The sequence below is a fragment of the Nocardioides humilatus genome (assembly GCF_008373755.1).
GTDB classification, from domain to species: domain Bacteria; phylum Actinomycetota; class Actinomycetes; order Propionibacteriales; family Nocardioidaceae; genus Nocardioides; species Nocardioides humilatus.
The window spans coordinates 1,134,884-1,160,714 of sequence record NZ_VUJV01000001.1 but is presented as its reverse complement, the minus strand read 5'-3'; the positions used below and the strand labels follow the sequence as shown (position 1 = coordinate 1,160,714).

26 protein-coding genes are annotated in these 25,831 nt (G+C 70.9%); 15 read left to right on the top strand and 11 right to left on the bottom strand.

Translation table 11 applies throughout. From position 1 onward, the window contains the following. Window positions 1-95: 95 nt before the first annotated feature. Window positions 96-1,043, top strand: a complete 948-nt coding sequence (locus F0U44_RS05405; RefSeq protein ID WP_149727171.1) for a helix-turn-helix domain-containing protein — start codon at window positions 96-98, stop codon at window positions 1,041-1,043. Here the strand turns inward: F0U44_RS05405 and F0U44_RS05400 are convergent. Beyond that, entirely contained in the window at window positions 1,040-2,212 is a 1,173-nt protein-coding gene (locus F0U44_RS05400) for a pyridoxal phosphate-dependent aminotransferase (RefSeq protein ID WP_246160312.1), read from the bottom strand. The two genes, F0U44_RS05405 and F0U44_RS05400, sit on opposite strands and share 4 nt — an antisense overlap. Before the next feature lie 12 nt (window positions 2,213-2,224). Continuing rightward, on the bottom strand, window positions 2,225-3,712 hold the full coding sequence (locus F0U44_RS05395) for an FAD-binding protein (protein WP_149727170.1): 1,488 nt from the start codon (window positions 3,710-3,712) through the stop codon (window positions 2,225-2,227). 111 nt (window positions 3,713-3,823) lie between these two features. Between F0U44_RS05395 and F0U44_RS05390 the strand changes: the two genes are divergently transcribed. Then, a complete protein-coding gene (locus F0U44_RS05390) occupies window positions 3,824-5,341 on the top strand; it encodes a potassium/proton antiporter (RefSeq protein WP_149727169.1) in 1,518 nt (505 codons plus the stop codon). A 9-nt stretch (window positions 5,342-5,350) separates the two neighbouring features. On the opposite strand, the gene F0U44_RS05385 is transcribed toward F0U44_RS05390, so the two are convergent. The 3 genes from F0U44_RS05385 to F0U44_RS05375 are packed head-to-tail and all read right to left on the bottom strand — an operon-like array spanning window position 5,351 to window position 6,398. Continuing rightward, entirely contained in the window at window positions 5,351-5,869 is a 519-nt protein-coding gene (locus F0U44_RS05385; protein WP_149727168.1) for a LytR C-terminal domain-containing protein, read from the bottom strand. Window positions 5,870-5,873: 4 nt separating this feature from the next. Next, window positions 5,874-6,170: a type II toxin-antitoxin system VapB family antitoxin gene (locus tag F0U44_RS05380; protein ID WP_149727167.1), complete on the bottom strand. Its 297-nt coding sequence runs from the start codon at window positions 6,168-6,170 to the stop codon at window positions 5,874-5,876. 48 nt (window positions 6,171-6,218) lie between these two features. Continuing rightward, window positions 6,219-6,398, bottom strand: coding sequence for a hypothetical protein (locus tag F0U44_RS05375; protein ID WP_149727166.1), 180 nt, complete (start codon window positions 6,396-6,398; stop codon window positions 6,219-6,221). A gap of 164 nt (window positions 6,399-6,562) precedes the next feature. Here F0U44_RS05375 and F0U44_RS05370 point away from each other — a divergent pair, with 164 nt between their 5' ends. The 5 genes from F0U44_RS05370 to F0U44_RS05350 are packed head-to-tail and all read left to right on the top strand — an operon-like array spanning window position 6,563 to window position 12,279. Next, the gene (locus tag F0U44_RS05370) at window positions 6,563-7,381 is read left to right on the top strand and encodes an alpha/beta fold hydrolase (RefSeq protein ID WP_149727165.1); all 819 of its coding nucleotides are present in this window, start codon (window positions 6,563-6,565) and stop codon (window positions 7,379-7,381) included. Continuing rightward, on the top strand, window positions 7,378-8,190 hold the full coding sequence (locus F0U44_RS05365) for a lysophospholipid acyltransferase family protein (protein ID WP_149727164.1): 813 nt from the start codon (window positions 7,378-7,380) through the stop codon (window positions 8,188-8,190). The genes F0U44_RS05370 and F0U44_RS05365 overlap by 4 nt, the downstream gene beginning before the upstream one ends. Further along, a complete protein-coding gene (locus F0U44_RS05360; protein WP_149727163.1) occupies window positions 8,187-9,833 on the top strand; it encodes an AMP-binding protein in 1,647 nt (548 codons plus the stop codon). The genes F0U44_RS05365 and F0U44_RS05360 overlap by 4 nt, the downstream gene beginning before the upstream one ends. Then, window positions 9,833-11,302 (top strand): wax ester/triacylglycerol synthase family O-acyltransferase, encoded by a 1,470-nt coding sequence (locus F0U44_RS05355; protein ID WP_149727162.1) that lies wholly within the window; start codon window positions 9,833-9,835, stop codon window positions 11,300-11,302. Before F0U44_RS05360 ends, F0U44_RS05355 begins: the two co-directional genes overlap by 1 nt. Further along, window positions 11,299-12,279, top strand: coding sequence for an alpha/beta fold hydrolase (locus F0U44_RS05350; protein ID WP_149727161.1), 981 nt, complete (start codon window positions 11,299-11,301; stop codon window positions 12,277-12,279). The genes F0U44_RS05355 and F0U44_RS05350 overlap by 4 nt, the downstream gene beginning before the upstream one ends. Before the next feature lie 9 nt (window positions 12,280-12,288). On the opposite strand, the gene F0U44_RS05345 is transcribed toward F0U44_RS05350, so the two are convergent. Then, window positions 12,289-13,491, bottom strand: a complete 1,203-nt coding sequence (locus F0U44_RS05345) for a flavin monoamine oxidase family protein (RefSeq protein ID WP_188113332.1) — start codon at window positions 13,489-13,491, stop codon at window positions 12,289-12,291. A 40-nt stretch (window positions 13,492-13,531) separates the two neighbouring features. Between F0U44_RS05345 and F0U44_RS05340 the strand changes: the two genes are divergently transcribed. Continuing rightward, on the top strand, window positions 13,532-13,876 hold the full coding sequence (locus F0U44_RS05340) for a YrdB family protein (protein WP_149727159.1): 345 nt from the start codon (window positions 13,532-13,534) through the stop codon (window positions 13,874-13,876). A gap of 26 nt (window positions 13,877-13,902) precedes the next feature. On the opposite strand, the gene F0U44_RS05335 is transcribed toward F0U44_RS05340, so the two are convergent. The 5 genes from F0U44_RS05335 to F0U44_RS05315 all read right to left on the bottom strand — a co-directional run bounded on the left by F0U44_RS05335 (window position 13,903) and on the right by F0U44_RS05315 (window position 19,517). Beyond that, the gene (locus F0U44_RS05335) at window positions 13,903-14,511 is read right to left on the bottom strand and encodes a hypothetical protein (RefSeq protein ID WP_149727158.1); all 609 of its coding nucleotides are present in this window, start codon (window positions 14,509-14,511) and stop codon (window positions 13,903-13,905) included. A gap of 108 nt (window positions 14,512-14,619) precedes the next feature. Further along, window positions 14,620-17,772: a fused isobutyryl-CoA mutase/GTPase IcmF gene (gene icmF, locus F0U44_RS05330; protein WP_149727564.1), complete on the bottom strand. Its 3,153-nt coding sequence runs from the start codon at window positions 17,770-17,772 to the stop codon at window positions 14,620-14,622. A gap of 128 nt (window positions 17,773-17,900) precedes the next feature. Next, window positions 17,901-18,419 carry a low molecular weight protein-tyrosine-phosphatase gene (locus tag F0U44_RS05325; protein ID WP_246160311.1) on the bottom strand — a complete coding sequence of 173 codons (519 nt, stop codon included), beginning with the start codon at window positions 18,417-18,419 and terminating at the stop codon, window positions 17,901-17,903. After that, window positions 18,416-18,814 carry a phage holin family protein gene (locus F0U44_RS05320; protein WP_149727157.1) on the bottom strand — a complete coding sequence of 133 codons (399 nt, stop codon included), beginning with the start codon at window positions 18,812-18,814 and terminating at the stop codon, window positions 18,416-18,418. The genes F0U44_RS05325 and F0U44_RS05320 overlap by 4 nt, the downstream gene beginning before the upstream one ends. Window positions 18,815-18,833: 19 nt before the next feature. Further along, entirely contained in the window at window positions 18,834-19,517 is a 684-nt protein-coding gene (locus F0U44_RS05315) for a GntR family transcriptional regulator (protein WP_149727156.1), read from the bottom strand. A 68-nt stretch (window positions 19,518-19,585) separates the two neighbouring features. Between F0U44_RS05315 and F0U44_RS05310 the strand changes: the two genes are divergently transcribed. From F0U44_RS05310 to F0U44_RS05280, 7 genes are all read left to right on the top strand, one after another. Beyond that, entirely contained in the window at window positions 19,586-20,524 is a 939-nt protein-coding gene (locus tag F0U44_RS05310) for a dimethylarginine dimethylaminohydrolase family protein (RefSeq protein WP_149727155.1), read from the top strand. Between the two features lie 9 nt (window positions 20,525-20,533). Then, complete coding sequence (hisC, locus tag F0U44_RS05305; RefSeq protein ID WP_149727154.1) at window positions 20,534-21,604, top strand: histidinol-phosphate transaminase; 1,071 nt, start codon at window positions 20,534-20,536, stop codon at window positions 21,602-21,604. 77 nt (window positions 21,605-21,681) lie between these two features. After that, window positions 21,682-22,686 (top strand): DUF2510 domain-containing protein, encoded by a 1,005-nt coding sequence (locus tag F0U44_RS05300; RefSeq protein WP_188113331.1) that lies wholly within the window; start codon window positions 21,682-21,684, stop codon window positions 22,684-22,686. A gap of 20 nt (window positions 22,687-22,706) precedes the next feature. Further along, on the top strand, window positions 22,707-23,030 hold the full coding sequence (locus F0U44_RS05295) for a hypothetical protein (protein WP_149727152.1): 324 nt from the start codon (window positions 22,707-22,709) through the stop codon (window positions 23,028-23,030). Window positions 23,031-23,117: 87 nt separating this feature from the next. Further along, on the top strand, window positions 23,118-23,999 hold the full coding sequence (locus F0U44_RS05290) for a DUF2510 domain-containing protein (protein WP_149727151.1): 882 nt from the start codon (window positions 23,118-23,120) through the stop codon (window positions 23,997-23,999). Between the two features lie 37 nt (window positions 24,000-24,036). Further along, window positions 24,037-24,918, top strand: a complete 882-nt coding sequence (locus F0U44_RS05285) for a hypothetical protein (protein ID WP_149727150.1) — start codon at window positions 24,037-24,039, stop codon at window positions 24,916-24,918. Between the two features lie 58 nt (window positions 24,919-24,976). Beyond that, window positions 24,977-25,789 carry a hypothetical protein gene (locus F0U44_RS05280; protein ID WP_149727149.1) on the top strand — a complete coding sequence of 271 codons (813 nt, stop codon included), beginning with the start codon at window positions 24,977-24,979 and terminating at the stop codon, window positions 25,787-25,789. Window positions 25,790-25,831 lie beyond the last annotated feature (42 nt).

The following is a 25,831-nucleotide window of genomic DNA, read 5'->3' as shown; positions in this document are numbered from 1 at the left end:
ACCTTCATCGTTTGTCCGTGGCGGTCCGGACATCCCCCCGACGAGACCAAGCCGCTCTCGGCGTCGCTCCGGCGACTGGGGTGAGGAATCGGGACATGGAGTCATCTCTCGCTGGGGCGAGCGCTGCCCGGCTGGCCCGGCTGCGCGCGGCGGTCGAGGCCGACGACGACCCGAACAACCGCGTCGCCCACGCGGCGACGCTCGGGCTCATCGGTCGTGCCGGTCGCGCCGATGCCGGTGATTGCTCGGAGATGTGGGGCATCTTCCCGGCCGCGGCCGTCCACCAGATCGGCCAGCCCGGTTGGGCCGTGAGGGTCGGGGTGATGGCCAACCTGATCGGCCTCGCGGGTCTCGGGGAGGCCGAGGACTTCATCGCCGTGAGCCGGCTCGCGAAGCGCTACGGCTATCGCTTGGTCGCGACGGTCCAGAACGCGATCGACCCCCTGCTCGGCAGCGCCGAGCTGATGCCGCTCGCGAGCAGCGCGGTCGCGGCGATGTCGCTGACCGATCGGATCGCCCTGCTGGTGCGCGAGGCCGGGCTCGATGCCGACGAGGCCGGCGAGGTGGCCCACCGCGCCTACCAGGTCGGCTTCTGGTTGGTCATGGCCGGCGTCGACCCGGACCGGCCAGGACCGGTGCTGACGACCCCCGACCAGGTCGCGATGGCGTGGGACCACGGCGGCATGCCTGCGTGGCGCGGCCAGCTCGCGATCATCGCGGCCAACCCGTGGGCGCCGTACTGCGCGGAGGTGCGTGACCTGGCCGCCGCCGCCGGACGTACGGCGGCCGTGCACGCGCTGGAGGAGTGCGCGAAGGTCTACCGCACCCGGTTCGAGCGACGCGAGCGGGAGCTCGTGGCGCGGGAGATCCGCGAGCTGGTGGCGATCAGCGGGCTGAGCCAACGCGAGTTCGCGTCGATGCTGGGGACGTCGGCATCGCGACTGTCGACCTACGTCAACGGGCTCGTCACCCCGTCGGCGACGCTCATGGTGCGGATCCGTCGGGTCTCGGAGTTCGTGCGGGACCGCGGCTCGGTCACCTAGAGCACACCGTCCAGGCGGGCGAGACCCTCCTCGATCGCGGCTGCCTCGCCAGCGAAGCTGAACCGGATGAACCGGCCGCCGTCGGCGGTGTCGAAGTCGACGCCGGTCGCGACCGCGACGCCGGTGCGCGCCAGGAGGTCGCGCGCGAAGGCCATGGAGTCGTCGGTCAGGTGGCCGATGTCGGCGTAGGCGTAGAACGCCCCGTCGGCCGGGGCCAACCGCTCGACCCCGAGCCGTTGGAGGCCGGCCAGGAGCAGCTCGCGGTTGTGCGCGTAGCGCCGGACGTGCCCGTCGAGCTCGGCGTAGGACTCCGGGGTGAAGGCAGCCAGCGCGGCGCGCTGGGCGAGGACCGGCGGGCAGATGCTGAAGTTGCCGGTGAGGACGTCGACCGCCCGCACCAGGTGGCGCGGGGCGAGCATCCAGCCGAGGCGCCAGCCGGTCATCGAGAAGTACTTGGAGAACGAGCCGAAGACGATCGCCTCGCGGCTGGTCTCCCACGCGCAGCGGGCGAGGGGATCCTCCGCGTATTCGATCCCGTGGTAGATCTCGTCGCTGACCAGCTGGACGCCGGTCTGCTCGCACCAGCGGGCGATCGCGGCGAGCTCGGCCGGGAGCAGCATGGTCCCGGTCGGATTGGCGGGACTGGCCACGACGAGGCCGGCGAAGAGCGTCCGGGCGTGCAGCTCGGCGAGCTGGTCGACGGTGGGCTGGAAGCGGGTGTCCGATCCCGTCGGGATCTCGAGGACCTCGCAGCCGAGGGCCGCCAGGACGTTGCGGTAGCAGGGGTAGCCGGGGCGCGCGATCGCGACGCGGTCACCTGCCTCGAAGGCGGCGAGGAAGGCGAGCAGGAAGCCGCCGCTCGAGCCCGTCGTGACGACGACCTCGTCGGCCGACACCTCGATCCCGTAGCGGCGCCGGTGGTGGTCGGCGATCGCCTGACGCAGCTCCACGATGCCGGTGGCCGGGGTGTAGCCCAGCGGGTCGCCGGATCCCAGGAGCCGGATCGCCTCGGCGTTGACCGGCGCGGGCGCGCCGCTGCTGGGCTGGCCCGCCAACAGGTTGACCAGGTCGCCGTGGTGCTGCTGTCGCTCGGCCGAGAGCGCCAGCAGGTCCATCACGTGGAACGGCGGGACGTTGGCCCGCTGGGCGGCGGCGAGACGGGAGGTCACGCCGTCATCCTCTCAGCGCAGCGAGTCGGCGCGCTGAGACTGGTGGGCTGCGTGACGGCCGGCCCGCCGGCCGAAGAACGATCCCTCGCCCAGCTGGGTGCCGGAGCAGTAGCCGGCGCCGTCCTGGGCGATGTTGGACGCGCAGGCACCGGCGGCGTAGAGCCCCGGGATGACCGAGCCGTCGGCGCGCTTGGCCTCGCCGTCGATGGTCGTCGCCATGCCGCCGATGGTGAAGCCGGCGTAGAGCGCCACGCCGAGCGTGAGGTCGAGGACGGCCCACGGCCCAGCGGTCTGCGGTGCCAGCCAGTCGGGGTGCTTGTGGAAGTCCGGGTCCTCGCCGTTCGCCGCGTGCTCGTTGTAGCGGTCGACCGTCGCGACCAGGGCGCCGGCCGGCATCCCGAGGCCCGCCTCCATGTCCTCGAGGGTCTCGTAGCCGTCCTTGAGCGGGACCAGTGGCATGTGATCCTCACCGAGGTGCTCGCTGTCGACGATCAGGTAGGCGACGGTGTCCGGCTGCTGCATGACGTGGTACGACGTCCGCGCGTGATAGCTGTCCTCGGACACGAAGCGCTGCCCGTCCTTGTTGACGATGATGCCCTTGCAGCGCGACGACGGCGGGTAGAACGGCGCCGTGATGAACGGCTCCTCCATGTGCTCGAGCGCCGCGCCGACGGACTCGCCGAGCCGGATGCCCAGGCCGTCGTCGTAGGTGGACCCGAGGGTGAACAGCTTCGATCCGAGGGCCGGTGTGTAGCGCTGGACCATGTCGGGGTTCATCACGAAGCCGCCCGCCGCGATGACGACGGCATCGGCGAGCACCACGCCGGTCTTCTCGAAGCTCTTCCAGGCCACGCCGGCGACGGCGCCGTCCTCGGCCACCACGAGGTTGCTGGCGCCGGTCTCGTAGCGGACCTCGACGCCGGCCTCCTCGATGCGGTCGCGGAGCAGGTCCATCACGATCTTGGTGCCCTCGGTGTCGCCGGGCACCGGCACCTTGTGGCCGCGCGGGGCGGGCGGGACGTCGTTGCGGAAGGGCCACACCTTCTCGTTGCCGGTGAACATCAGGCCCTCGGTGCCGGGCTGGATGACCGCCTTGCCGGGGAAGTAGGTCCGCTCGAACTCGAAGCCGAGCGCCTCGAGCCAGTCGAAGTGCTCCACCGAGCCCTCGGCGTAGGCCCAGATCTTCTGCTCGTCCGGGTCCTTGGTGCTCGCGATGAGGTAGCGGGCCATCGCGTCGACGGAGTCGTCGTGCCCGGTCGCCTTCTGCACAGCCGTGCCGGCGCCGAGGTAGAAGTGGCCGCCGGACATGCTCGACGTGCCGCCGTGGACAGCAGCCCGCTCCAGCAGCAGCACCCGGGCCCCGGCGCGGGCCGCCTCGAGGGCTGCGCAGCCACCGGCGATACCGAAGCCGACGACGACGACGTCGTAGCGCTCGGCGTCCGCGGGAGCGTCGTGGGCAGGGATCGTGGCGGGGACGGCCAGTCCGGCAGGCGCGGTCATGGGTCAAATGTAGAACACGTTTCAGTTCTGGGCGAGAGCGTCCACCATGCCCTCGACCACACGCGACCGATAGACTGCGCACCCGCGCCCCGACGAGTCAGCCGAGGTGACATGACCTTCGACGTCCATCAGCTCGACTCCTTCCTGCTGGTGGGGTCGGCCGTCACTCTGTTGGCGGTGCTTGCTGTGCGCGTCTCCTCGCGGGCCGGTCTGCCCAGCCTGCTCATCTACCTGCTGATGGGCGTGGTGCTCGGCGAGTCGGTCATCGGCATCGGTTTCGAGGACGTCGAGCTCGCCCACGCGATCGGGTTCGGAGCCCTCGCGGTGATCCTCGCCGAAGGTGGTCTGACGACGAACTGGCGCGAGACCCGGGGTTCGGTCCGGCTCGGTGTCTCCCTGGCGACCATTGGGGTCACGGTGTCGATCGCGGTCGTCGCGGTGGGCGCCCACCTGTTGCTGGGCATGTCGTGGGAGCTCGCGGTGCTCCTGGGTGCGGTGACCTCGCCCACCGACGCAGCTGCCGTCTTCTCCGTCATCCGCGTGGTGCCGCTGCCGCGGCGGATCACGGGGGCCCTCGAGGCGGAGTCCGGCTTCAACGACGCACCCACGGTCGTCGTGGTGACCCTGATCGCCAGTGGCGCCGCGACCGAGCACAGCCCGGTGGTCCTGGTCGGGATCATCGTCTTCGAGCTGGTGGCCGGCGTGCTCGTCGGGCTCGCGGCGGGCTTCGGTGGTGCCTGGATCATGCGCCGCGCCGCACTCCCTGCCTCGGGCCTCTACCCGATCGCGGTGCTGTGCCTCGCGATGCTCGGCTACGGCGCCGCGGCCGCCGTCCATGCCAGCGGGTTCGCCGCGGTCTATGTCGCCGCGCTCGTCCTGGGCAACAGCGAGCTGCCGCACCGAGCGACGACCCGATCGTTCTCGGAGGGACTCGCGTGGCTGGCGCAGATCGGGCTGTTCGTGATGCTCGGCCTGCTGCTCTCGCCCGGACGCATCGACGTGCAGACCGTGGGCATGGCGATCGGCGCCGGAGCCCTGCTCACGTTGGTGGCGCGGCCGCTGTCGGTCGTGGTGAGCTCCGTGGTCCAACGGATGTCGTGGCAGGAGCTGACGTTCCTGTCGTGGGCCGGGCTGCGCGGGGCCGTGCCCATCGTGCTCAGCACGATCCCGCTGGCAGAGGACGTGCCTCGGGCCGATCTGCTCTTCGACATCGTCTTCGTGCTGGTCGTCTTCGACACCTTGATGACCGGGCCGACCCTGCCCTGGGCGGCCAAGGTCCTGCGGGTCGCGCGGCGGTCCGAGCCGCGCGACATCGAGCTCGAGGCGGCACCCCTCGACCGGGTGGCCGCCGACATGCTCCAGGTGACCATCAGTCCTCGGTCGCGGCTCCACGGCGTGGAGATCGGCGAGCTGCGACTGCCCCCGGGGGCGTCGGTCGCCCTGATCGTGCGCGACGATCAGACGCTGGTGCCGGAGCGTCGTACGGTCCTCCGCCACGGCGACGACCTCCTCGTCGTCACGCCGCGCAAGCTCCGTGAGGCCACCGAGCAGCGGTTGCGCCAGGTCAGCCTCGGCGGCCGGCTGGCCCAGTGGCTCGGGCCGGAGCCGGGGGAGACCTCGGGGCGTTGACCTCCCGCGTCAGGACGCCGGAGGCGGCGGGACGCAGATCGAGGTGTCGGAGGCGGCCTTGATGCGCTTGTGGCCGTCGGTGACGCCGGGGAAGTCCTCGCCGATCACTACGGTGATGCCCGGGTTGGCCGTCGGCTGCTGGACGATCTCGGCGTGCCCGCCGAAGTAGGTGGCCAGCAGCCGGGCGCTCGGTCCGGAGGGGTCGTCGGTCCAGATGAGGGCGCCGCCCTCGCCGGTGGACGCGCTGGTGTTGCCCTTCTCGCCCTCGACGAAGCCCTTGCGCACCAGGGCCTCCATCGTGTCGCTCGCCAGGCCTTCGGTGCTGCTGGCGTTGAGCACGTTGACCAGGATGTCGCCGGGAGTCAGGACCTCGCCGGCGGCGACCGGGGAGTCGGTGCACGGCGGCTGCTCGGCCTTCTCCGGGAAGGGCTCGGTCACCCGCGCCCACGCCCACGCGACGCCGATGATGAACACGACGGCGAGCACGGCCAACGTCACTGCTGAGCGGGCGCGCGCCTGGGTGTCCACGCGGTCAGTCTTCCATCCGGATCACACGGGCGTGCAGCACGCTCCGCTGCTGGAGCGCCGCCCGGAGCGCTCGGTGGAGGCCGTCCTCCAGGTAGAGCTCGTCGCGCCACAGCACGACGTGGGCGAACAGGTCGCCGAAGAAGGTCCCGTCCTCGTCGAGCAGCGTCGCCAGGTGGAGGGTGTCCTTCGTCGTGACCAGCTCATCGAGGCGCACCTGGCGCGGCGGGACGGAGGCCCACTCGCGCGAGCCGAGCCCGTGCTCGGGGTAGGGCCGGTCGCTCCCGACGCGCTTGAAGATCACGGTCGGTGAGTCTAGGTCGCAGGTGGGCGCCCCCCGGAGTGCTTCTCCTCAGGCGGTCCAGCGGACGGCGTCGTCGACGAAGTCGGCGAGTGCATGGACGCCGCGGAGGTCGGCGCGCTCGGCGAGCAGTCGGGTCAGGCCCTCGGCGTGGCGACTGCGCAGCGCAACGCGCCGCTCGAGGGTGCGGTCGACGGTGGTGTCGGGGCTGCCGGGGGTCGTCTCGTCCATGTCCTCCAGCGTGCGGGGAGAAATGGCAGTTTCAATGAAGTGCCGATGACATCCCGGTGTCCTGCCCCGTGATTGTCCTTACATTGGCCGCCAGGGCTTGGCGGGAGCGCTCGGGGACCGACATACTCGAACAAAGTAGAACGTGTTCTAGATGGGGGACCCGGGTGTACGACTTCGAGGGCGACAGGGCCGACGACCGCGCCGCGCCGACCGACGGCCACGCCGCGAGCAACGGACCCCACGCCGCGTGGATGGTCCTCGAGCTGCCCCGCCTCGTCGGCGAGCTGGCGAGCTCCTTCGCCATCGACGTGGTCGCCCCGCGTCGGCCGAGCGGTGACGGGCGACCCGTGCTCGTCATCCCCGGCTTCCAGGCCACCGACCCGATGACCGCTCGGCTCCGCGGCCACCTCGAGCGGCACGACTTCCGCGCCCACGGTTGGGGCCAGGGCGCCAACATCGGTCTCACCGACGAGCGCATCGACGGCCTCGTCGACCGCTTCGAGGAGATCCGCAAGACCTACGACGAGCCGGTCAGCGTCGTGGGCTGGAGCTTCGGCGGCGTGCTCGCCCGGTGGCTCGCCCACACCTACCCCGGCGACGTCCGCCAGATCGTGTGCCTGGGCTCGCCCTGGCGCGCCGAGGGTGAGCGGACCCGCGCCACCGGCATGTTCGAGCGGTCGCGCGCCAAGCACGGCATCTCCGACCGGGCCAAGCCGATGGTCGAGCTGCTCCGTGGCCCGGTGCCGGTGCCCACCACCGCTGTCTACTCCGTGACCGACGGCATCGTCCCCTGGCGCGGATGTGCGGTCGACGCGTCGGCTGCGCCGGTGGCCGAGAACGTCGTCGTACCGAGCAGCCACCTCGGGATGGTCGCCAACCCGCTCGTCTTGGATGTGGTGGTCGACCGGTTGTGCCAGGATCCCGAGAACTGGCACGACTTCTCCTGGCGCAACGCGCTTCAGACCAAGTGGGGGCGGGCATGAGCGACGAGAGTCTTCTCGACGAGCGCGACCCTGCCTACGTCGCCAAGGTCATGCCGATGATCAAGCTGGCGATGAAGGGCTACTTCCGCTCCGAGGTCCGCGGCATGGACAACGTGCCCGACGGTGGGGCGCTCATGGTCGGCAACCACTCCGGCGGCCTGTATGCGATGGACGTGCCGATCATCGCGGTCGCCTTCGCCGACGCCTTCGGTCCCGAGCGGCCGCTCTACACGCTGGCCCACGACATGCTCTTCACCGGGCTGGCCGGCCCGATCTTCCGCAAGCTCGGCTTCGTGCCGGCTGACCGGGAGAGCGCGCACGAGGTGCTCGCCTCGGGTGCCGTCACCATCGTCTTCCCGGGCGGCGACTACGACACGTTCCGCCCGACGCTCAAGGCCAACGTCATCGACTTCGAGGGCCGCAAGGGCTATGTCCGGTCGGCGCTGGCGGCCGGGGTGCCGATCGTGCCCGTGGTCTCGATTGGTGGCCAGGAGCAGCAGTTCCACCTGACCCGCGGTCAGTGGCTCGGTCGGCTCTCGCCGCTGCGCAAGGTGATGCGCACCGACCTGCTGCCGATCACGTTCGGCTTCCCCTTCGGTCTCACGGCGGCCGGGGTGGGCAACATCCCGCTGCCGACCAAGATCGTGACCCAGGTGCTCGAGCCGATCGATCCCGCGGCACTGTCGGCGGAGCTCGGCTCCGACCCCGACGTCGACGTCATCGCAGCGATCGACGAGATCGTCCGCGCCCGCATGCAGGAGGCGCTCGACCAGTTGGCCCGCGACCGCAGGTTCCCGGTGCTCGGATGACCCCATCGACGACGGGGCCGGCGAAGGAGCGGGGCAAGCTGCGCACCCAGCTCTGGGCGACCGGTCACCTGCTCCGGAGCCGGATGATCGGCCCGATGCGGCCCGACCGCTACATCGGGATGACCCAGATCCTGCGTCGCTACGGACCACACGCGACGACGGGCTTCGCGCTCGCGGCCAACCGCCGCCCCGACGGCGTCGGCCTGATCGACGAGCGCGGCTCGCTCACGTGGAGCGAGATCCAGGTGCGCGCCGACGCGTTCGCCGTCGGGCTCACCGCCCTTGACGGCACGCCGCCGTCGTCGGTCGCGATCCTGTGCCGCAACCACCGCGGCTTCGTCGATGCCCTGCTCGCCGCGGGACGCCTCGGCGTGCCCGCCCTGCTGCTCAACACCGGCTTCTCCGCGCCGCAGCTGGCCGACGTGCTCGAGCGTGAGAAGTCCTCCCTGATCATCTACGACGAGGAGTTCGCCGGTCTCGTCGCCGACGCACGGTCCCGGATCCCCGGCCTCACCGAGGTGCTCGCGTGGGTCGACGACGCGACCGCGACCCGGGAGCTGCCGACCGTCGACCAGCTGATCGACCGTCACCGAGGCTCCAAGCCGCCAGTCCGCAAGCCGGGCCGCGTCGTGCTCCTGACGTCGGGCACGACCGGCACGCCGAAGGGCGCCAACCGCAGCGGCGGCGGGCCGGACGAGCTGGCGGCCATGCTCGAGCGCATCCCGTGGCACGGCGAGGAGACCGTCGTCGTCGCCGCGCCGACCTTCCACGCGTGGGGCTTCGGCCAGCTCGTGATCGGCGCGACGATGGCCTGCACCGTGGTGCTGCGCCGGAAGTTCGACCCCGAGGCGATGCTCGCCCTCGCCGACCAGCACCGGGCCACCGGCATCGCGCTGGTGCCGGTGATGCTCGAGCGCGCGATGGAGCTGCCCGCCGAGGTGCTCGACCGCTACACGCTCGACTCCGTGCGCTTCGTGACCGCCAGCGGTTCCCGGATGCGCGGTGAGGCGGTCATCGCGTTCATGGACCGCTTCGGCGACAAGGTCTACAACAGCTACAACGCCACCGAGGCGGGCCAGATCAGCGTCGCGGTGCCCGCCGACCTGCGGCACGCCTCCGACACCGCCGGCCGTCCGGTCACCGGGACCACGGTGCGCTTGGTCGACGACGACGGGCGCGACGTGAAGACCGGCGAGGTCGGCCGGATCGTCGTGAAGGGCGCCTCGCAGTTCGACGGCTACACCTCCGGCGACACCAAGGCGTCGCTCGAGGGCTACATGGTCTCCGGCGACGTCGGCCGGATGGACGCCGAGGGCCGGCTCTACGTCGTGGGCCGTGACGACGACATGATCGTGTCGGGCGGTGAGAACGTCTACCCGATCGAGGTCGAGCGCGCCATCGGTGAGCTGCCCGCGGTGCGGGAGGTCGTGGTGGTGGGCGTCGACGACGAGGCGTTCGGGCAACGGCTCGCCGCTTACGTCGTACCGACGCAGGGCGAGGCGCTCGACGCCGACAGCGTGCGCGCCCACGTGAAGGGTCGGCTCGCCGGCTACAAGGTGCCGCGTGACGTCGTCGTGCTCGACGCGCTGCCTCGCAACGCCTCGGGCAAGGTCGTCGTCAGAGAGCTTCCGGGAGTGAGCTGATGGCCTCGATCACCAGGATGTCGGGCTTCGACGCGGGTTTCCTCTACATGGAGACCCCGTCGATGCACATGCACACCCTGAAGATCGCGATCCTCGACCCCTCCACCGACAACACGTTCGACAACCTCATCGAGAAGATGACCGAGCGGCTGCGCCTGCTGCCGCCCATGCGCCGTCGCGTGGTGCAGGTCCCGTTCCGGCTCAACCACCCCGTCCTCGTCACGCAGCGCACGATCGACCCGAAGCGTCACTTCTTCCACCACGACATCGGCGGCGAGGGCACCATGCGTGACCTCGAGAAGCTGATCGGCGAGATCTGCAGCACCCCGCTCGACCGCAGCGTGCCGCTCTGGGAGCTCCACCTCTGCGAGGGACTGCCGGACGGGAAGGTGGCGATCGTCGGCAAGATCCACCACGCGCTGGCCGACGGGCTCGCCGCCAACGCGATGCTCGCCAACGTCATGGACGTCAGCTCCACCGACGTGCGACCGTCCGTGCGGGGCGAGAAGCACGACGGCGTCGACGACCCGAGCGACAGCCTCCTGATCCGGCACGCGCTGCGCGACGGCGCGCGCCAGATCCTCGACTTCCCGCGCCTGATCGCCAACACGTTCCGCGGAGTGCGGGCGGTGTTCCGTTACCGCCGCGCCATGGACGGTCGGGTGCCGACCCCGGTCAAGGACGCGCCGCGCACCTCGTTCAACGGGCCGCTCACGCACCGCCGCACCTTCGCGACCGTGACGATCCCGCTCGCCGAGCTGAAGCGGGCGCGCGCCGCCCGCACCGAGATCGAGGGCCTCACCCTCAACGACGTGGTGCTCGGCGTGACGTCGGGTGCGCTGCGGATGTGGCTCGCCGCCCACGACGAGCACCCGCGCAGCTCGCTGCTCGCCGGAGTGCCGGTCGGTCTCGACGCCAACGACATCGAGCCCCGCCTGATGGGCAACAACGTCTCCAACCTCTTCACGACCCTGGCGACCGACATCGACGACCCGGTCGAACGGCTGCGGAAGATCTCCATCACGACGCGTCACGCGAAGGCGATCAACCAGCGGCTCGGCTCGGCGCTGATGGATTGGTCGCAGTTCGCGCCGCCAGCGCCGTTCGCCGCTGCCGTCCGGGCCTACTCGCGGATGCGCGGGGCGCGATTCCACCCCGCCGCCTTCAACGCGATCGTGTCCAACGTGCCCGGTCCGCGCGAGCGAGTGAAGATCGCCGGTTCTCAGCTCTCCGACGTCTTCAGCGTCGGGCCGCTGACCGAGGGCATCGGGCTCAACGTGACCGTCTGGTCCTACATCGACCACATGAACTTCTCGCTCCTCGCCTGCCCGGACCTGCTGCCGGACGTCGAGGAGCTTGCGGCACTCTTCCCGGCCGCGCTCGCCGAGCTGATCGGCGAACCGGAGCCGGAGGAGCTGACCGCCCCACCGGTCGCCCACGACGCGACCGCCGACCAGGAGACTGCATGACCTTCAAGACCATCGGCCGGCACGCAGCTCGGACCGGCGGGAGCGCCGCGCGCTTCTCGGGACGGGTCGCCCTGCGCACCCTCCGTGCCGCCACCGACGAGGCGACGCCGGACGTCCCGATCCCGCCGCCGGGGAAGGCCGTCGAGCTGCCCGGGCGAGGGACGACCCATGTGCTCGACATCCCCGGGCCGACGCCGGACGCCCCGACGCTGCTGCTCATGCACGGCATCGCCACGACCGGCGCGCTGACCTGGTTCACCGTGCTCGACGACCTCAGCAAGCGCTACCGCGTCGTGACTTTCGACCAGCGCTGGCACGGTCGGGGGATCCGCTCGGCCGACTTCCTCATCGACGACTGCGCCGACGACGCGGCCGCCGTGCTCGACGTGCTCGGCATCGACAAGGCGATCGTCATCGGCTACTCGATGGGCGGCGCCAGCGCGCAGGTGATGTGGCAGCGCCATCCCGAGCGGGTGGCCGGCCTGATGCTCTGCTCGACCTCGTCGCACTGGGAGGGGCACCTCGGTGAGCGGGTCTTCTTCCAGACCCTCCGCATCCTCAACGCCGGCCTGCTCTCGGCCGCGGCCGACAAGGTCCGCGTCCACGCCGAGAACGCGACCCCGGCCGAGGAGCTCGCGCTCGCCGGCCTGCGTGACTGGGCCCTCTCCGAGCTGAAGCTGACCAGCCTCTGGGCGTTCCCGGTCGTCATGGCTGAGCTCGGGCGGTTCGACTCGACCGGCTGGATCGGAGACGTGGACGTGCCGACCGGTGTCCTGGTGACCGCGAAGGACCACGCGATCCCGACCTCTCGCCAGCGCCAGCTGGCCGAGCAGATCCCCGACGCGATCGTGCGGGAGTCGCCCGGCGGCCACGTGTCTTTGATCCTGGACCTCGAGCGCTGGAAGCCGCTCTTCCTCGACATGGTCGACGACGTCGTCGAGCTGGCGGCCGACCCGGCCCTGCGCAACGTCAGGTAGGGACGTCAGCTACCTGACGTCAAGCACGGCCTGCGCCGCACGGACACCGCTGCGGAGCGCGCCCTCCATCGTGCCCGAGTGGGCTCCGGCGGTGTGCTCGCCGGCCAGCACCAGGGGGCCGCACGGCCGCTGGAGCAGCGCGGCCGCCTCGGCCGCCCGGCCGGCCAGCACGTAGGAGTAGCCGCCGCGGGTCCACTTTTCGCTCGCCCAGTCGGTGAGGACGGCGTCGTCGGCCACCAGGTCGAGGTCCGGCCGCAGCCTGGCGAGCTCGTCGAGCCATCGGCCCGGGCCTGTCTCGACCCCGAGCGCCGCACGCGCGTCGGCACCGCCGGCGAAGCACGACACAGCCGGCACCCCGCTGTCGCCGGCCGGGTCGAGGGAGTTCCACGCCCACCACGGGAGCGAGGCGTGCTGGACGCCGTCGGGCCGAACGGATCCGACCGTCGACACGGAAAGCTTCACGGCGACGCCGGTCGTCAGGCCCTCCAGCCCCGCGCGCCACTCCGCGGGGAAGCCCGGGTCCCAGGCCAGCTCGTCCAGCAACGCCAGGGGTACGGCGACCACGACCCGGTCCACCGCGAACGCCTCGTCCTGGGTCGTCATCACCGCGCGCTGGCCGTCGACCCCGATGTCGCGCACGGGCGTGCCGAGCCGCACCCGGTCGCCGAGCTCCTCGGCCATCGCCAGCGCGATCCGCTGGTTGCCGCCGACCACGCGGGCGGCGGCATCGAGCCGCGCGCCCTCGGCGCGTGCGACGTGGAAGCGCGCGCTCGCCGCTGAGGGGTCGCCCGCGGTCGACGTCGCGATGCGCAGGAAGGCGGGCGTGCCGGCGTACTCACCTCCGAGCGCGGCCTCGAACGCGGCGGCGACCGTCGTGTCGGTCGCCGGGACGTGCGCGCCGACGGCGGCCAGGGTGCGCTCGAGCCCGGCGAGGGTCGGCACCTCGCCGCCCACCCGGCGCCGGTGGAAGCGCACCCCGTGCGGTGCCAGCGGCAACCCGAGCTCGGCGCAGAACCGCCGGATCGTGTGCTGGTCGGCGTCGATCCACTCACCGCCGCGCTCGACCACCACACCGTTGGGGAGCGTCGTCGACCAGGTCCGGCCGCCCACCCGGTCGCGCGCCTCGAGGACCACCACGTCGTGCCCTTGCCGGTGCAGCGTCCATGCGCACGACAGTCCCGCCAGGCCCGCACCCACCACGCCGATCCGCACGGTGCCAGCATGCCGGATCCCGGCAGTGCATCATCTGCACGTGGCAATCTTCGGGTGGATCGTGCTGGCACTGGTTTTCGTCGACGAACTGCTGGCAATGGCAGCGTTCGGCATCTGGGGATGGCAGCACGACCCGGGTTGGGTGCTGGTCTGGCTGCTTCCTCTGGTGGCGATGCTCGGCTGGTACTTCTTCGCCTCGCCCAAGGCGGCCTACGGCGGGCCGGTGTTCCGTCCGGTCGCCAAGGTGATCGTCTTCAGCCTGGCGACCCTCGCGCTGTGGGACTCCGGCCACGAGACGTGGGCCTGGATGTTCGTCACGTTCTCGATCGTCGTCAACGCGCTCGCGCTGCTCCCCAGCATCCGCGTCCTCGTCGAGAACGAGTGACGCTGGGGAGCTCAGGCGAGGGTCGCTCAGATGTTGGCGACGACCTCGGTGGCCACGGCGGTCGCTGCTGCGCGGGCCTCGTCCTCGGTCGCCACGCCAGCGGTCACGATGACCGAGATGATCTTGTCGCCGGCCTGCGCGATGACGATCCCCTGCGGCACGTTGTAGGTCGTGCTCCCCATGACCGCGGCCTCGTCGCCGACGCCGGGCAGCGGCGTGCTCGGGCCGCCCACGCTCTCGGTCGCAGCGACGGTGGCGTCGAACGTCCCGGTCTCCTGCTTCACGGTCACGTTGATGTTGCCGAGGCCGTCGTTGGTGGCGTAGGTGCAGATCGCTGCTCCGCCGACGCTCGAGTCGTTGCCCGTGACGGGCAGGCCCATCGCGGCTGAGGCCGCGTCGTCGGAGACGTAGTCGCAGCCGCCCTTCAGCGCGCCGCCGGTGTCATCCCCGGAGTCGTCCCCGGAGTCATCACCCGTGTCTTCGCCGGTGTCGTCACCGGACGTGTCGTCGGTGTTGTCGCCCGAGGTGTCCGAGGAGTCCTTGGCGGAATCCTTGCTGTCCTTGTCGTCATCGCCACACCCGGAGACCACGAGCAGGAGTGCGAAGACGGCGACGATGGAACGGATGGTGCGCATGCGCGACCTCTTCTCTCTAGAGCCCCCCGCGGGGGAATCTAGCGTCGTACCTGACGCAGGTGTCCGAAAATCCTCAAACCAGGACCCGTACGTCAGGTGCGACGGGCGTCAGACGTTGCGCCGGTACTGGCCGCCCACCTCGAAGAACGCCTCGGTGACCTGGCCGAGCGAGCAGACCCGCGCTGCGTCCATGAGTACGGCGAACACGTTGTCGCCGTTGGTCGCGGCCTCCTTGAGCCGGGCGATGGCCGCTTCCGCGGCGTCGGCGTTGGCCGTGCGGAACGTCTCGACCCGATCGAGCTGGGAGCGCTTCTCGTCCTCGGTGGCCCGCGCGAGCTCGACGTGCTCGGGAGTGCCCTCGTCCGACTCGCGGCTGCGGAACGTGTTGACGCCGACGATCGGCAGCGAGCCGTCGTGCTTGCGGTGCTCGTAGAGCATCGACTCGTCCTGGATCCGGCCCCGCTGGTAGCCGGTCTCCATCGCGCCGAGCACGCCGCCGCGCTCGGAGATCCGGTCGAACTCGGCGAGCACGGCCTCCTCGACCAGGTCGGTGAGCTGGTCGACGATGAACGAGCCCTGGAGCGGGTTCTCGTTGACGGCCAGGCCCCACTCGCGGTTGATGATCATCTGGATCGCCAGCGCACGACGGACGGACTCGTCGGTCGGCGTGGTCACGGCCTCGTCGTAGGCGTTGGTGTGTAGCGAGTTGGCGTTGTCGTAGATCGCGCACAGCGCCTGCAGCGTGGTGCGGATGTCGTTGAACGCCATCTCCTGCGCGTGCAGCGACCGCCCGGAGGTCTGCACGTGGTACTTCAGCTTCTGCGAGCGGTCGTTGGCGCCGTACCGCTCCTTCATCGCGACCGCCCAGATGCGGCGGGCGACCCGGCCCATCACCGTGTATTCGGGGTCCATGCCGTTGGAGAAGAAGAACGACAGGTTGGGCGCGAAGTCGTCGATGTCCATGCCGCGCGCGAGGTAGGACTCGACGTAGGTGAAGCCGTTGGCCAGCGTGAACGCGAGCTGGCTGATGGGGTTAGCACCCGCCTCGGCGATGTGATAGCCGGAGATGGAGACCGAGTAGAAGTTGCGCACCTGGTGGTCGATGAACCACTCCTGGATGTCGGCCATGCAGCGCAGCGAGAACTCCGTGGAGAACAGGCAGGTGTTCTGCCCCTGGTCCTCCTTGAGGATGTCGGCCTGCACCGTGCCGCGGACGACCCGCAACGCCTCGGCTGCATCCATGCCCTTCTCGCGGGCCTGGTCGATCACCGTGTTGAGGAAGAACGCGAGCACGGTCGGGGCCGGGCCGTTGATCGTCATCGACACCGAGGTCGTGGGCGAGGTGAGGTCGAAGCCGTCGTAGAGCGCCTTCATGTCCTCCAGCGTTGCGACGCTGACGCCCGACGTGCCGACCTTGCCGTAGATGTCAGGGCGCTCGGCCGGGTCGCGGCCGTAGAGCGTCACCGAGTCGAAGGCCGTCGACAGGCGGGTGGCGGGCTGGTCCTCGGAGAGGAGCTTGAAGCGACGGTTGGTGCGGAACGGGTCGCCCTCGCCCGCGAACATCCGCGCGGGGTCCTCGTTGGCGCGCTTGTAGGGGAAGACGCCCGCTGTGTAGGGGAAGTTGCCCGGGAGGTTCTCGCGGCGCCAGAACCGCACGAGCTCGCCGTGGTCGTCGTACTGGGGTACGGCGACCCGGGGGATCTTGTTGCCCGACAGCGACTCGTGGCCGACGTCGGCGGCGTACTTCTCGACCACCGTCGGCCAGTCGGCGAGCTGCCCCTGGACCTCGTCGGGCAGCGCGTGCACGGCCTGCTGGGCGAGCTCCTTGGCCTCGGGCACCTCGGCCGCGACGACGGCGAACCGCTGCGCGCGCCGCGCCTGCTCAACGAGCTCGTCGGTGGTCTGGTGGTAGTTGCGGACGGTGCCCGCGATCTCGGCGAGGTAGCGGACCCGCTCGGGCGGCAGCACCTGCTGGATCCGCGTCGAGAGCTTGTGGTCGACGGCCGGGAGGGTGCTCGGGCCGACATGGAGTCCCTGGTCGGCGAGCAGGCCGCGGAGGAACTGGTAGAGCGCGGTGACGCCGTCGTCGTCGAAGGTCGCTGCCGACGTGCCGAAGACCGGCATGTCCTCGGGCCGCTGGCTGAAGGCCTCGCGGTTGCGCACGAGCTGGCGGGCCACCTCGCGCAGCGCGTCCTGGGCGCCGCGACGCTCGAACTTGTTGATCGCCACGGCGTCGGCGAAGTCGAGCATGTCGATCTTCTCGAGCTGGGAGGCGGCGCCGTACTCCGGCGTCATGACGTAGAGGCTGGTGTCGACGAACGGCACCACGGCCGCGTCGCCCTGGCCGATGCCGGGCGTCTCGACGATGACCAGGTCGAAGCCGGCCGCCTTGGTCGCGGCGATGACATCGCTCAGGTGGGACGGGAGCTCGTGGGCGCCGCGCGTGGCAAGGCTGCGGAAGAAGACCCGGTCGCGGTCGAGCCCGGGACCGTCGAGGTCGAGGCTGTTCATCCGGATCCGGTCGCCGAGCAGGGCGCCGCCGCCCTTGCGCCGGGTCGGATCGACAGCCAGTACGGCGACGCGGAGCTGGTCGTGCTGGTCCATCCGGATCCGGCGGACGAGCTCGTCGGTGAGCGAGCTCTTGCCGCTACCGCCGGTGCCGGTGATGCCGAGGACGGGGACCGGGCGGGCCGTCGCGGCCTCGCGCAGCTGCGCGAGCGTCGCGTCGTCGACATGGCCGGTCTCGACGCCCGTGATCATCCGCGACAGGGCCGTGCGGTTGCCGGCGATGACGTCGTCGGCGCTGACCGCGCTGGTCTCCCAGAGGTCGTGGTCGCAGGCGCGGACGACGGAGTTGATCATCCCCGGCAGGCCCATCCGCTGGCCGTCCTCGGGGGAGAAGATGGTGACGCCAGAGGTGCGCAGCCGGTCGATCTCGTCCTGGACGATGACCCCACCGCCGCCGCCGACGACCTTGACGTGGCCGGCGCCGCGGTCGCGCAGCTGCTGGACGAGGTACTCGAAGTACTCCACGTGGCCGCCCTGGTAGGACGACACGGCGACGCCCTGGACGTCCTCCTCGAGCGCGGCCTCGACGATCTCGGCGACCGAGCGGTTGTGGCCGAGGTGGATGACCTCGCAGCCCTGCGCCTGGAAGATGCGCCGCATGATGTTGATGGCGGCGTCGTGGCCGTCGAAAAGGCTCGATGCTGTCACGAGCCGGATCGGGTTGGAGGGCGAGTGGAGGGGCTCGCGGACCATGGTCACCTCAAGTCGTAGGCATCGAGTAAGACGCATTTAGTAGGACGTCCTAGGAAAATACTAGGACATCCAACTAATTACCCAAACGCGGGGCGTGTCATCCAGGTCACAATTGCTTCAGGACGCCGTCAGACGACGCGAACGAGCGCGTCGATGAGCGCGTCGGATGTGCGCTCGACCATCGCGAGCACGTCACGGAAGCCGGCATCGCCGCCGTAGTAGGGGTCGGGCACCTCGGTGCCCGGCTCCAGTGGGTCGAAGTCGCGGAAGAGGCGGACCCGTTCGGGATCGACCACGCTGCCGGCCTTGGCGCCGAGGGCGCGCAGGTCGCGCAGGTTGGCCCGGTCCATCGCCAGCAGGAGGTCGCAGTCGTCGAGCCAGGACCGCTGCACCTGCTGGGCGCGGTGCGCCGAGGCGTCGTAGCCCTCGCGCGTCAGGAGGGCGGCCGCGCGCCGGTCCATCGGGTCGCCCACGTGCCAGTCGCCGGTGCCGGAGCTGACCACCTCGACGCGGTCGTCGAGGCCGGCGGCGGCGACTCGTTCGCTGAGGACCACGTCGGCCATGGGGGAGCGGCAGATGTTGCCGAGGCAGACGAGTGCCACGCGGTAGCGGCCCGGGGAGTGGGGCGGTGGGACCGCAGTGCTCACTTGTCCTCCTCGACGCCGACCAGCGCGTCGAGGACCCAGGTGGTCACGCTGATGATGATCGCGCCGCCGACCGCGGGCCAGAAGCCGTTGACGTGGAAGCCCACGTCGAACAGGTCGGCGAACCAGTCGGTGATCAGCAGCAGGATCGCGTTGACCGCGAGCAGGAACAGCCCGAGCGTCAGCAAGATGATCGGGAACGACAAGAAGATCAGCACCGGCTTCACCAACGCGGTGACCAGAGCCAGGATCAGCGCGACGCCGAGCAGCGGCAGGAGCTTGTGCTCGATCTCGGCCTGACCGTGGGTGGGTCCGTTGAACCGGATCCCGTCCATGACCTGCGCTGCGGCCGCGAGAGCGATGCTGGTGACGGCCCACCGGGCGAGGAACTCGAACATGCCGCCAGTTTGGCAGGCGTCAGGTCAACGCCAGTGCTTCGACGATCTCCTCGGCCGCGTCGTCGATGTGGCGCCGCAGGAACTCGTGGGCGCCGTCGATGTCGTCGTCCTCCAGCAGCCGCACCAAGGGTTCGTGGGACTCGGCCTGGTCGTGGGCGTTGCGGCGGACCCGGTCGACCTGGGCCAGGGCCAGCTTGAGCTCGTCCATCAGGCTTTCGGCCATCTGCACCAGGCGTGGACTTCCGGTCAGCTCGACGAGGGAGACGTGGAAGGCGAGGTGACGCTCGTTGAGCTCCTCGTAGGAGGCCCGCCCGCTGCGCACTGCTGTCGTGTAGGCCTCGAGCGTCTGACGCACCCGCTTGCGGGCGTCGTCGGTCGCGGTGGTCCATGCCTCGACCCCGGCGCCCTCGAGCACCCAGCGTGCGGCGCAGACGTCGCGCACGGAGTCGGCGCGCGGCGTGGCCACGGTGACGCCGCGGTTGGGTTCGCGCGTTGCGAGCCCCTCGGCGACCAGGGCCCGCAGCGCCTCGCGCACGGTCGGACGCGACACGCTCAGCGACTCGGCGAGCGCCAGCTCGCGCAGTGGGGTGCCGCTCTCCAGCTCGCCCTCGAAGACGGCCCGGCGCAGCTCGGCGGTCACGCGTTCGACCGTCGAGGCGTGCTCGACGCTCAGCGAGTCGAAGCGCTGCTGGGTGGCGGGCATGCCGGCATTCTCCCGCATCGCGGCGCAGCCTGTATGCTCATCTCATTGTCAGATTGTCTGACAATTCCATGACTGCTGAAGGGAGCGGCACGGTGCTGAGCTGGGGTCGTCACTACGCGATGGTGGAGCCGTCGCAGTTCCGGATCGACTACGCGATCAACCCCTTCATGGACCCGGCCGTCCAGCCCGACCCCGAGCGCGTCCTCGCCCAGTGGCAGAGCCTCGTCGAGGCCCTTCGTGCGGCCGGCGCGACGGTCGACGTCATCCCGGGCCGCGCCGACAGCCCCGACATGGTCTACGCCATGAACCTCGGCTTCGCCCTGCAGCGCCCCGAGTGGGAGGGCGCACGGCGCACCGTCGTCATGTCGCACATGCGCTTCCCGCAGCGCCGCAACGAGACGCCCAGCGCACGGCAGTGGTTCGAGAGCCAGGGCTTCGCGACGTCGTACGTCGGACGCGAGGGCGTCGGCGCCCACTTCGAGGCCGGCGACGCCTTCCCGTTCGGGGGTGAGCTGCTCGTCGGCGTCGGGCCCCGTACCGACGAGCTGGCCCTCAAGCACCTGGCGACCGACCTCGGCGTGCAGGTCCGCGGCCTGCGGATCACCCACCCGGGGATGTATCACCTCGACCTCGCCTTCTGCCCGCTCGACGAGCGCCGCGCGATCGTCTGCCCCGAGGCACTCGACCCGGCCTCGGCCGACGCACTGCTCGCGCTCGTGCCCGAGCCGCTGGTAATCAGCGAGGAGGAGGCGATCGGCACCCTGTGCGCCAACTCGGTCGTCGTCGGTTCGACGATCCTGATGCCGGCCTGCCCGCCGCGCGTCCGCGAGCAGCTCGAGGCCTGGGGTTTCGAGATCGTGCTCGTCGACGTCACCGAGTTCCACCTCGGTGGCGGCTCGATCCGGTGCCTGACCAACCCGCTCGACATCACGCTCGGTCGTGAGCTCGATGCCGTGCCCGGCGGCCGGGTGATCGCGCCGCCGTCGCAGGAGTTCCCGGCCGCGTAGGGTCGAGAGATGGTCGAGCCGCTGCCGCACGTGCGCGAGATCCCGCCGTACGTTCCGGGGAAGCCGCCGCCGGCACGACCGGGGCTGACCTCCTACAAGCTCTCGTCCAACGAGAACCCCTACCCACCGCTTCCGGGTGTCCTCGCCGCTGCCGAGCAGGCCGTGGCCAGCATGAACCGCTACCCCGACATGGGATGCGCGCTGCTCTACGACGCCCTCGCCGCCAAGCTCGGCGTGCAGGTCGACCAGCTCGCCGCGGGCACCGGCTCGGTCGCGCTCATCTACCACCTGCTGAGTGCCTACTGCGGTCCCGGCGACGAGGTCGTCCACGCGTGGCGGTCCTTCGAGGCCTACCCGATCGCCGTCACCGCTGCGGGTGCAGCGGGGGTCAAGGTCCCCGTGACCGCGGACGGTCGTCACGACCTCGACGCGATGGCAGCGGCGATCACCGAGCGCACCAAGGTGGTCTTGGTCTGCACCCCCAACAACCCGACCGGCCCTGCCCTCACCCACGCCGAGGTCGCGACCTTCGTCGCCGCAGTGCCGGCCCATGTCGTGGTCGTCGTCGACGAGGCCTACCTCGAGTTCGTCCGCATGGCCGACCCGGTCGACGGCCTGGCGCTCGTGCGCGACCACGCCAACGTCGTACTGCTGAGGACCTTCTCCAAGGCCTACGGCCTGGCGGGCCTGCGGGTCGGCTACGCCGTCGCCGCGCCCGAGATCGCGGGCGCGCTCCGTGCGGTCGCGTTGCCCTTCGGGGTGTCGTCGGTCGCGCAAGCCGCGGCGGTGGCCTCGCTCGCGGCCGAGGACGAGCTCCTCGCGCGGGTCGACGGCCTGGTCGCGGAGCGCGCGCGGATGGTCGCCGGCATCACCGCCGCCGGGTGGTGGGTCCCCGAGCCGCAGGGCAACTTCGTCTGGCTCGGCGTGGGTGATCGCGCAGCCGAGCTGGCGGCCGCGGCGGGCGACGTCGGGCTCGCCCTGCGGCCGTTCGCCGGCGAGGGCGTGCGGGTCAGCGTCGGCGAAGCCGAGGCGACCGACCGTTTGCTGCACCTGCTGGGGAGTCTCGAACCACCCTCATGAATGATCGACCGCGGAGTGGGGGATGACTACCGTTGTCCCCGTCCCGCCCCCGGTTTGATCACGTCCCAGGAGTTCCGGTGCCAGATAGCCCCGTCCAGCCCGGCTGGTACCCCGACCAGAACGGTCAGATGCGCTGGTACGACGGCGCCGCCTGGACCGACCACGTGCAGCCGGGCACCGGTGGCGTCGGCGCCGAGCCGACCTTCGTGCAGCCCAACCAGCCGGAGCCGACCCGTCAGCTCGAGCAGCAGGGCTGGCCAGCGGGTCCGCCGCCCTCGAGCCCCCCGCCGGCCGCGCCTCCCGGTGCGGCCTACGGAGCCGTGCCCCAGCCGAGCTTCCCCGCTGGCCCCGGTGGTCCCGGTGGGCCGGGCGACCCGGGTGGTACGGGCTACGTCCCGCCGTCCGGCGGCACCAACAAGGGCCTGCTCGTCCTGCTCGCTGTCGTGGGTGCCGTCGTGCTCGTCGCGATCCTCGCGGTCGGGTCGTGGGCGGTCTTCCTCCGCGATGACAGCAGCAGCGACAACGACAGCAGCGACCGCGGGCGTGACAGCTCGCTGCCCGAGAAGACGCCGCAGGTCGTCGCGACGGCCTTCATGAACGGCGTGCTGGCCAACGACTGCGAGGTGCTCGAGGGCCTCGCCACGCAGCGCCTGCTCGACGAGGAGGGCGGCTGTGAGGTCGAGGACATGCCGGCCGACTTCACGTTCGTGGTGCAGGACTCCGAGATCGACGAGGACGCGAAGACCGCCTCGGTTCCGGTCGACGTGACCTTCGCCGGCGACGACAGCGGCGTCCCCTACACCTTGACGCTCGACATGGTCGTCGAGGACGACGAGTGGAAGGTCGACGAGCTCGAGGAGCCCGACGTGGAGACGTCGGACGCGCCGACGGACACCCCGACGGACGACCCGACCGACGTCCCGACGGACATCCCGACCGACTTCACGGACTTCCCGACCGACTTCCCCACGGACTTCCCGACGGACTTCCCCACCGACTTCCCGACCGATCCGTCGGACCTGGAGTCCTACCTGTCCGACTACTTCTCCGACTTCTCGGAGTTCTTCACCTATTCGCCGTGACCCGAACCTAGGGTGATGACATGAGCCAGCCGCCTTACGGTGCACCGCCCCCGCCGGGCCAGCCCCAGCAGGGCTACCCGCCGGCACCGCCTCCCGCCTACCCGCCTGCGCCGCCCCAGGGCTACCCGGCCGCCCCGCAGCCCGGGGTCGCACAGCCACCGGCTTACCTCCAGGCCGGCGCCCCGGTCGGAGGTCCGGCTCCGGTCGGCTACGCCGCCCGGCCCGGCTTGCCGCCCCCGCCGCCCAACAAGAAGCGCACGATCGGCCTGTTGATGGGCTTCCTGACGGCCTTCGCGTTGCTCGGCTTCGCCGGCCTGGTGCTGCTCATCAGCCTCATCGACTGATCCCACGCCCGTCGTTCCCGCAGTCGGGCGCACGCTCGGGCATGTCATGATTCCCGGCGTTGCCACCCGAAGCCTCAGGAGCGTGTGATGTCGGACCCGAACCAGCCCTCTGTCCCTCCCGGGTGGTATCCCGACGGCCAGGGCGGTCAGCGCTGGTGGGACGGCACGCAGTGGACCGAGCACACCCAGCCGCCGGCCGCGCCGGCTGCGCCCGCCGCACCTGCCGCGCCCGCCGCTCCTGCGGCGCCGGCCGGTGACATGCCGACGATGGTCGCCCCCAACACGGCGTCCAACTACCCGCAGCAGCCGGTCGCGCCCGCAGCACCTGCCGCGCCCCAGCAGGGCTACGGCGCCCCCGTCGGTCAGCCCTACGGCCAGCCCGTCGGCCAGCCCTACGGGCAGCCGGTCGGCCAGCTGGCCTTCGGCCAGCACCCCGGCGCGGCCAAGAGCGGCGGCAACGGCAAGCTGATCGCGATCATCGGAGGCGGTCTCGGCGCGCTCCTGCTCGTCGTGATCCTCGTCGTGGTGCTCTTCAAGGTCGTGCTCGGCGGCGGTCCGTCGGACGTCGCCAGCGACTACCTGCAGGCGCAGCTCGACCGCGACTACGAGACCTTGTGCGACCTCAGCGTGAAGAGCGCCCAGAAGGACCTCCTGGACTCCGCGGATGCTGACGACTGCGGTGACTACGCGGACAAGTCCGAGGATGCCGAGAAGGAGTACGAGGACGAGTACGACGAGCTCGACGAGGTCATCGACGACACCGACATCGAGATCGATGCCGGCGACGCCAAGGAGGACGGCGACAAGGCGACCGTCAAGGTCACCATCCGTTGGGACTACGGCGGCGACGACGAGGACAAGTTCCGGGAGGTCTTCAACGAGGACGACACCGAGGGCGACGAAGTCACGACGGTGAAGCTCGTCAAGGAAGACGGCGACTGGAAGGTCAAGGAGACCGTCACCGAGTGAGCTCCCACCCGGTTTCCCCAGGACTGTCGTCACTCTGATGTCTCGTCACGCGCTGGCCGCGTTCGCGGTCGTCCTCGCGACGCTGCTGGTGCCGCTCGGCATCGGTGCGTCGTGGCTGTCGCTGCGGATCGACAACACCGACTCCTACGTCGACACGGTCGCGCCGCTCGCGGACAACGCGGAGCTGCGCAGCCGGCTGGCCGACGAGGTCGCCAACGCGGCGGTCGCGACCCTCACGGGCAACCTGCCGATCGGGCTGCCGGACATGTTCGGCGACATGGTGCGGACCTCCGCCAAGCAGGTCGTGGAGAGCGACAGCTTCCCCGAGTTCTGGCGCAAGGCCAACGCCCACACGCATCGCGAGTTCCTGGCGATCGTGCACGACGAGAAGGGCGTGGTCGACACCGACGGCTGGGTCGTCGTCGACCTGCGCCCGCTCCTCGACGACGTGCTCGCTGACGTCATCAAGGACCTCCGCCTGCCGATCTCCGCCGACGCGCTTCCGAAGACGCCGGTGCCGATGCCGGTGATCCGTGAGTCCGACCTGGAGCGGGGGCGCGGGCTCTACCAGCTGCTCGACGCGCTGGCGCTGTGGGTGCCCTTGCTCTGGGCAGGGCTCGTGCTCGTGGCGGTGCTGGCGGGCACCGGGTGGCGCGGGCGGCTACGCACGGCCGCTGCGGCGGCGATCGGGGTCGCCGTCGGGGGCGTGCTGGTGCTGCTGGGGCTCGGACCGCTCACCGACGCGATCGTCGACCAGGTCGAGCCCGAGAAACAGGACCTGGCGCGGTTGGTGATCGAGACCGTGCTCGACACGCTCCACGGTGAGGCCTTCGGTGCCGTCCTCGTCGGCCTCGTGGTGGGCGCCGGGCTGATCGTCGTCTCGCTCCTGCCCGGGCGGTCGCGGGCGTCGTACGCCTGAGAGCCGTTCGGTGGGAAATGCCCTCCAACGGGGGTGAACGGCCTTTACCCTCCTTCACGTGAGTAACCAGTACCCCGGCCCCGGCCAGCCCGGAGACCTCCCCCCGACGCAGGTCGCGCCCGGTGGCGTCCCCCCGCAGCAGCCCCCGCCCCAGCAGCCCTACGGCGCCCCGCCGCAGCAGCCTTATGGCGCGCCGCCGGCGACGCCGCCGTACGGCGCTCCGCTGCCTCCCGGTGGTGGGTTCCCGCCGCCCCCGGGTGGTGGGTTCCCGGCTCCGCCCACCGGCGGCGGTGGCAAGCGGATCGGGCTGATCCTCGGCATCGTCGGCGCTGTGGTGGCGCTCATCATCATCGTCGCTGTGGTGCTCGTGGTGGTGCTGGGCGGTGACGACGACAGCGACTCGCCGAAGAAGCGGGTCACCATCACCAGCACGCTTCCGACCGAGGCGTCGACCGAGCTCACCACGCCGACCGAGGTCACGACCCCGCCGACGGAGATCACCACCTCGGCCTCGACCGACACCGGCTTCCCGACCGAGGACCCGTCGATCACGGCCGCGGCCTACCTGAACTCCGTCCTCGAGAGCAACTGCCTCGCGGTCGAGGGTCTCTCGACCCCGGAGTGGTTCGCGTCGGCCTACGGCGACCAGAAGGGCTGCAAGAAGGCCGGCGGCGACCAGGACATGTCGACCGCCATCTACGACACCTTCTCGGCACCGGTCGACAACGGCGACGGCTCGGTCACCATCACGACGACGGTGACCGACTCGAGCGACACCACCGGCACGCAGTACGACGGCACCTGGATCCTCGTGCCGACCGACGACAACACCACGTGGCTGGTCAACGGCTTCCAACTGGTCGAGTCCTGACCTGAGCTGAGCTGACCGAGAGGCGGCGGGTCCCCGGCCGGG

What these genes read in the sequence shown, in the direction of transcription:
- F0U44_RS05375 (WP_149727166.1), bottom strand. Translation starts at nt 6,398, where the DNA reads ATGGACGAGACGACCCCCGGCAGCCCCGACACCACCGTCGACCGCACC.
- F0U44_RS05355 (WP_149727162.1), top strand. Translation starts at nt 9,833, where the DNA reads ATGGCCTCGATCACCAGGATGTCGGGCTTCGACGCGGGTTTCCTCTAC.
- F0U44_RS05290 (WP_149727151.1), top strand. Translation starts at nt 23,118, where the DNA reads ATGTCGGACCCGAACCAGCCCTCTGTCCCTCCCGGGTGGTATCCCGAC.
- F0U44_RS05390 (WP_149727169.1), top strand. Translation starts at nt 3,824, where the DNA reads ATGACCTTCGACGTCCATCAGCTCGACTCCTTCCTGCTGGTGGGGTCG.
- F0U44_RS05405 (WP_149727171.1), top strand. Translation starts at nt 96, where the DNA reads ATGGAGTCATCTCTCGCTGGGGCGAGCGCTGCCCGGCTGGCCCGGCTG.
- hisC (WP_149727154.1), top strand. Translation starts at nt 20,534, where the DNA reads ATGGTCGAGCCGCTGCCGCACGTGCGCGAGATCCCGCCGTACGTTCCG.
- F0U44_RS05285 (WP_149727150.1), top strand. Translation starts at nt 24,037, where the DNA reads ATGTCTCGTCACGCGCTGGCCGCGTTCGCGGTCGTCCTCGCGACGCTG.
- F0U44_RS05295 (WP_149727152.1), top strand. Translation starts at nt 22,707, where the DNA reads ATGAGCCAGCCGCCTTACGGTGCACCGCCCCCGCCGGGCCAGCCCCAG.
- icmF (WP_149727564.1), bottom strand. Translation starts at nt 17,772, where the DNA reads ATGGTCCGCGAGCCCCTCCACTCGCCCTCCAACCCGATCCGGCTCGTG.
- F0U44_RS05315 (WP_149727156.1), bottom strand. Translation starts at nt 19,517, where the DNA reads ATGCCCGCCACCCAGCAGCGCTTCGACTCGCTGAGCGTCGAGCACGCC.
- F0U44_RS05395 (WP_149727170.1), bottom strand. Translation starts at nt 3,712, where the DNA reads ATGACCGCGCCTGCCGGACTGGCCGTCCCCGCCACGATCCCTGCCCAC.
- F0U44_RS05310 (WP_149727155.1), top strand. Translation starts at nt 19,586, where the DNA reads ATGACTGCTGAAGGGAGCGGCACGGTGCTGAGCTGGGGTCGTCACTAC.
- F0U44_RS05335 (WP_149727158.1), bottom strand. Translation starts at nt 14,511, where the DNA reads ATGCGCACCATCCGTTCCATCGTCGCCGTCTTCGCACTCCTGCTCGTG.
- F0U44_RS05365 (WP_149727164.1), top strand. Translation starts at nt 7,378, where the DNA reads ATGAGCGACGAGAGTCTTCTCGACGAGCGCGACCCTGCCTACGTCGCC.
- F0U44_RS05360 (WP_149727163.1), top strand. Translation starts at nt 8,187, where the DNA reads ATGACCCCATCGACGACGGGGCCGGCGAAGGAGCGGGGCAAGCTGCGC.
- F0U44_RS05350 (WP_149727161.1), top strand. Translation starts at nt 11,299, where the DNA reads ATGACCTTCAAGACCATCGGCCGGCACGCAGCTCGGACCGGCGGGAGC.
- F0U44_RS05320 (WP_149727157.1), bottom strand. Translation starts at nt 18,814, where the DNA reads ATGTTCGAGTTCCTCGCCCGGTGGGCCGTCACCAGCATCGCTCTCGCG.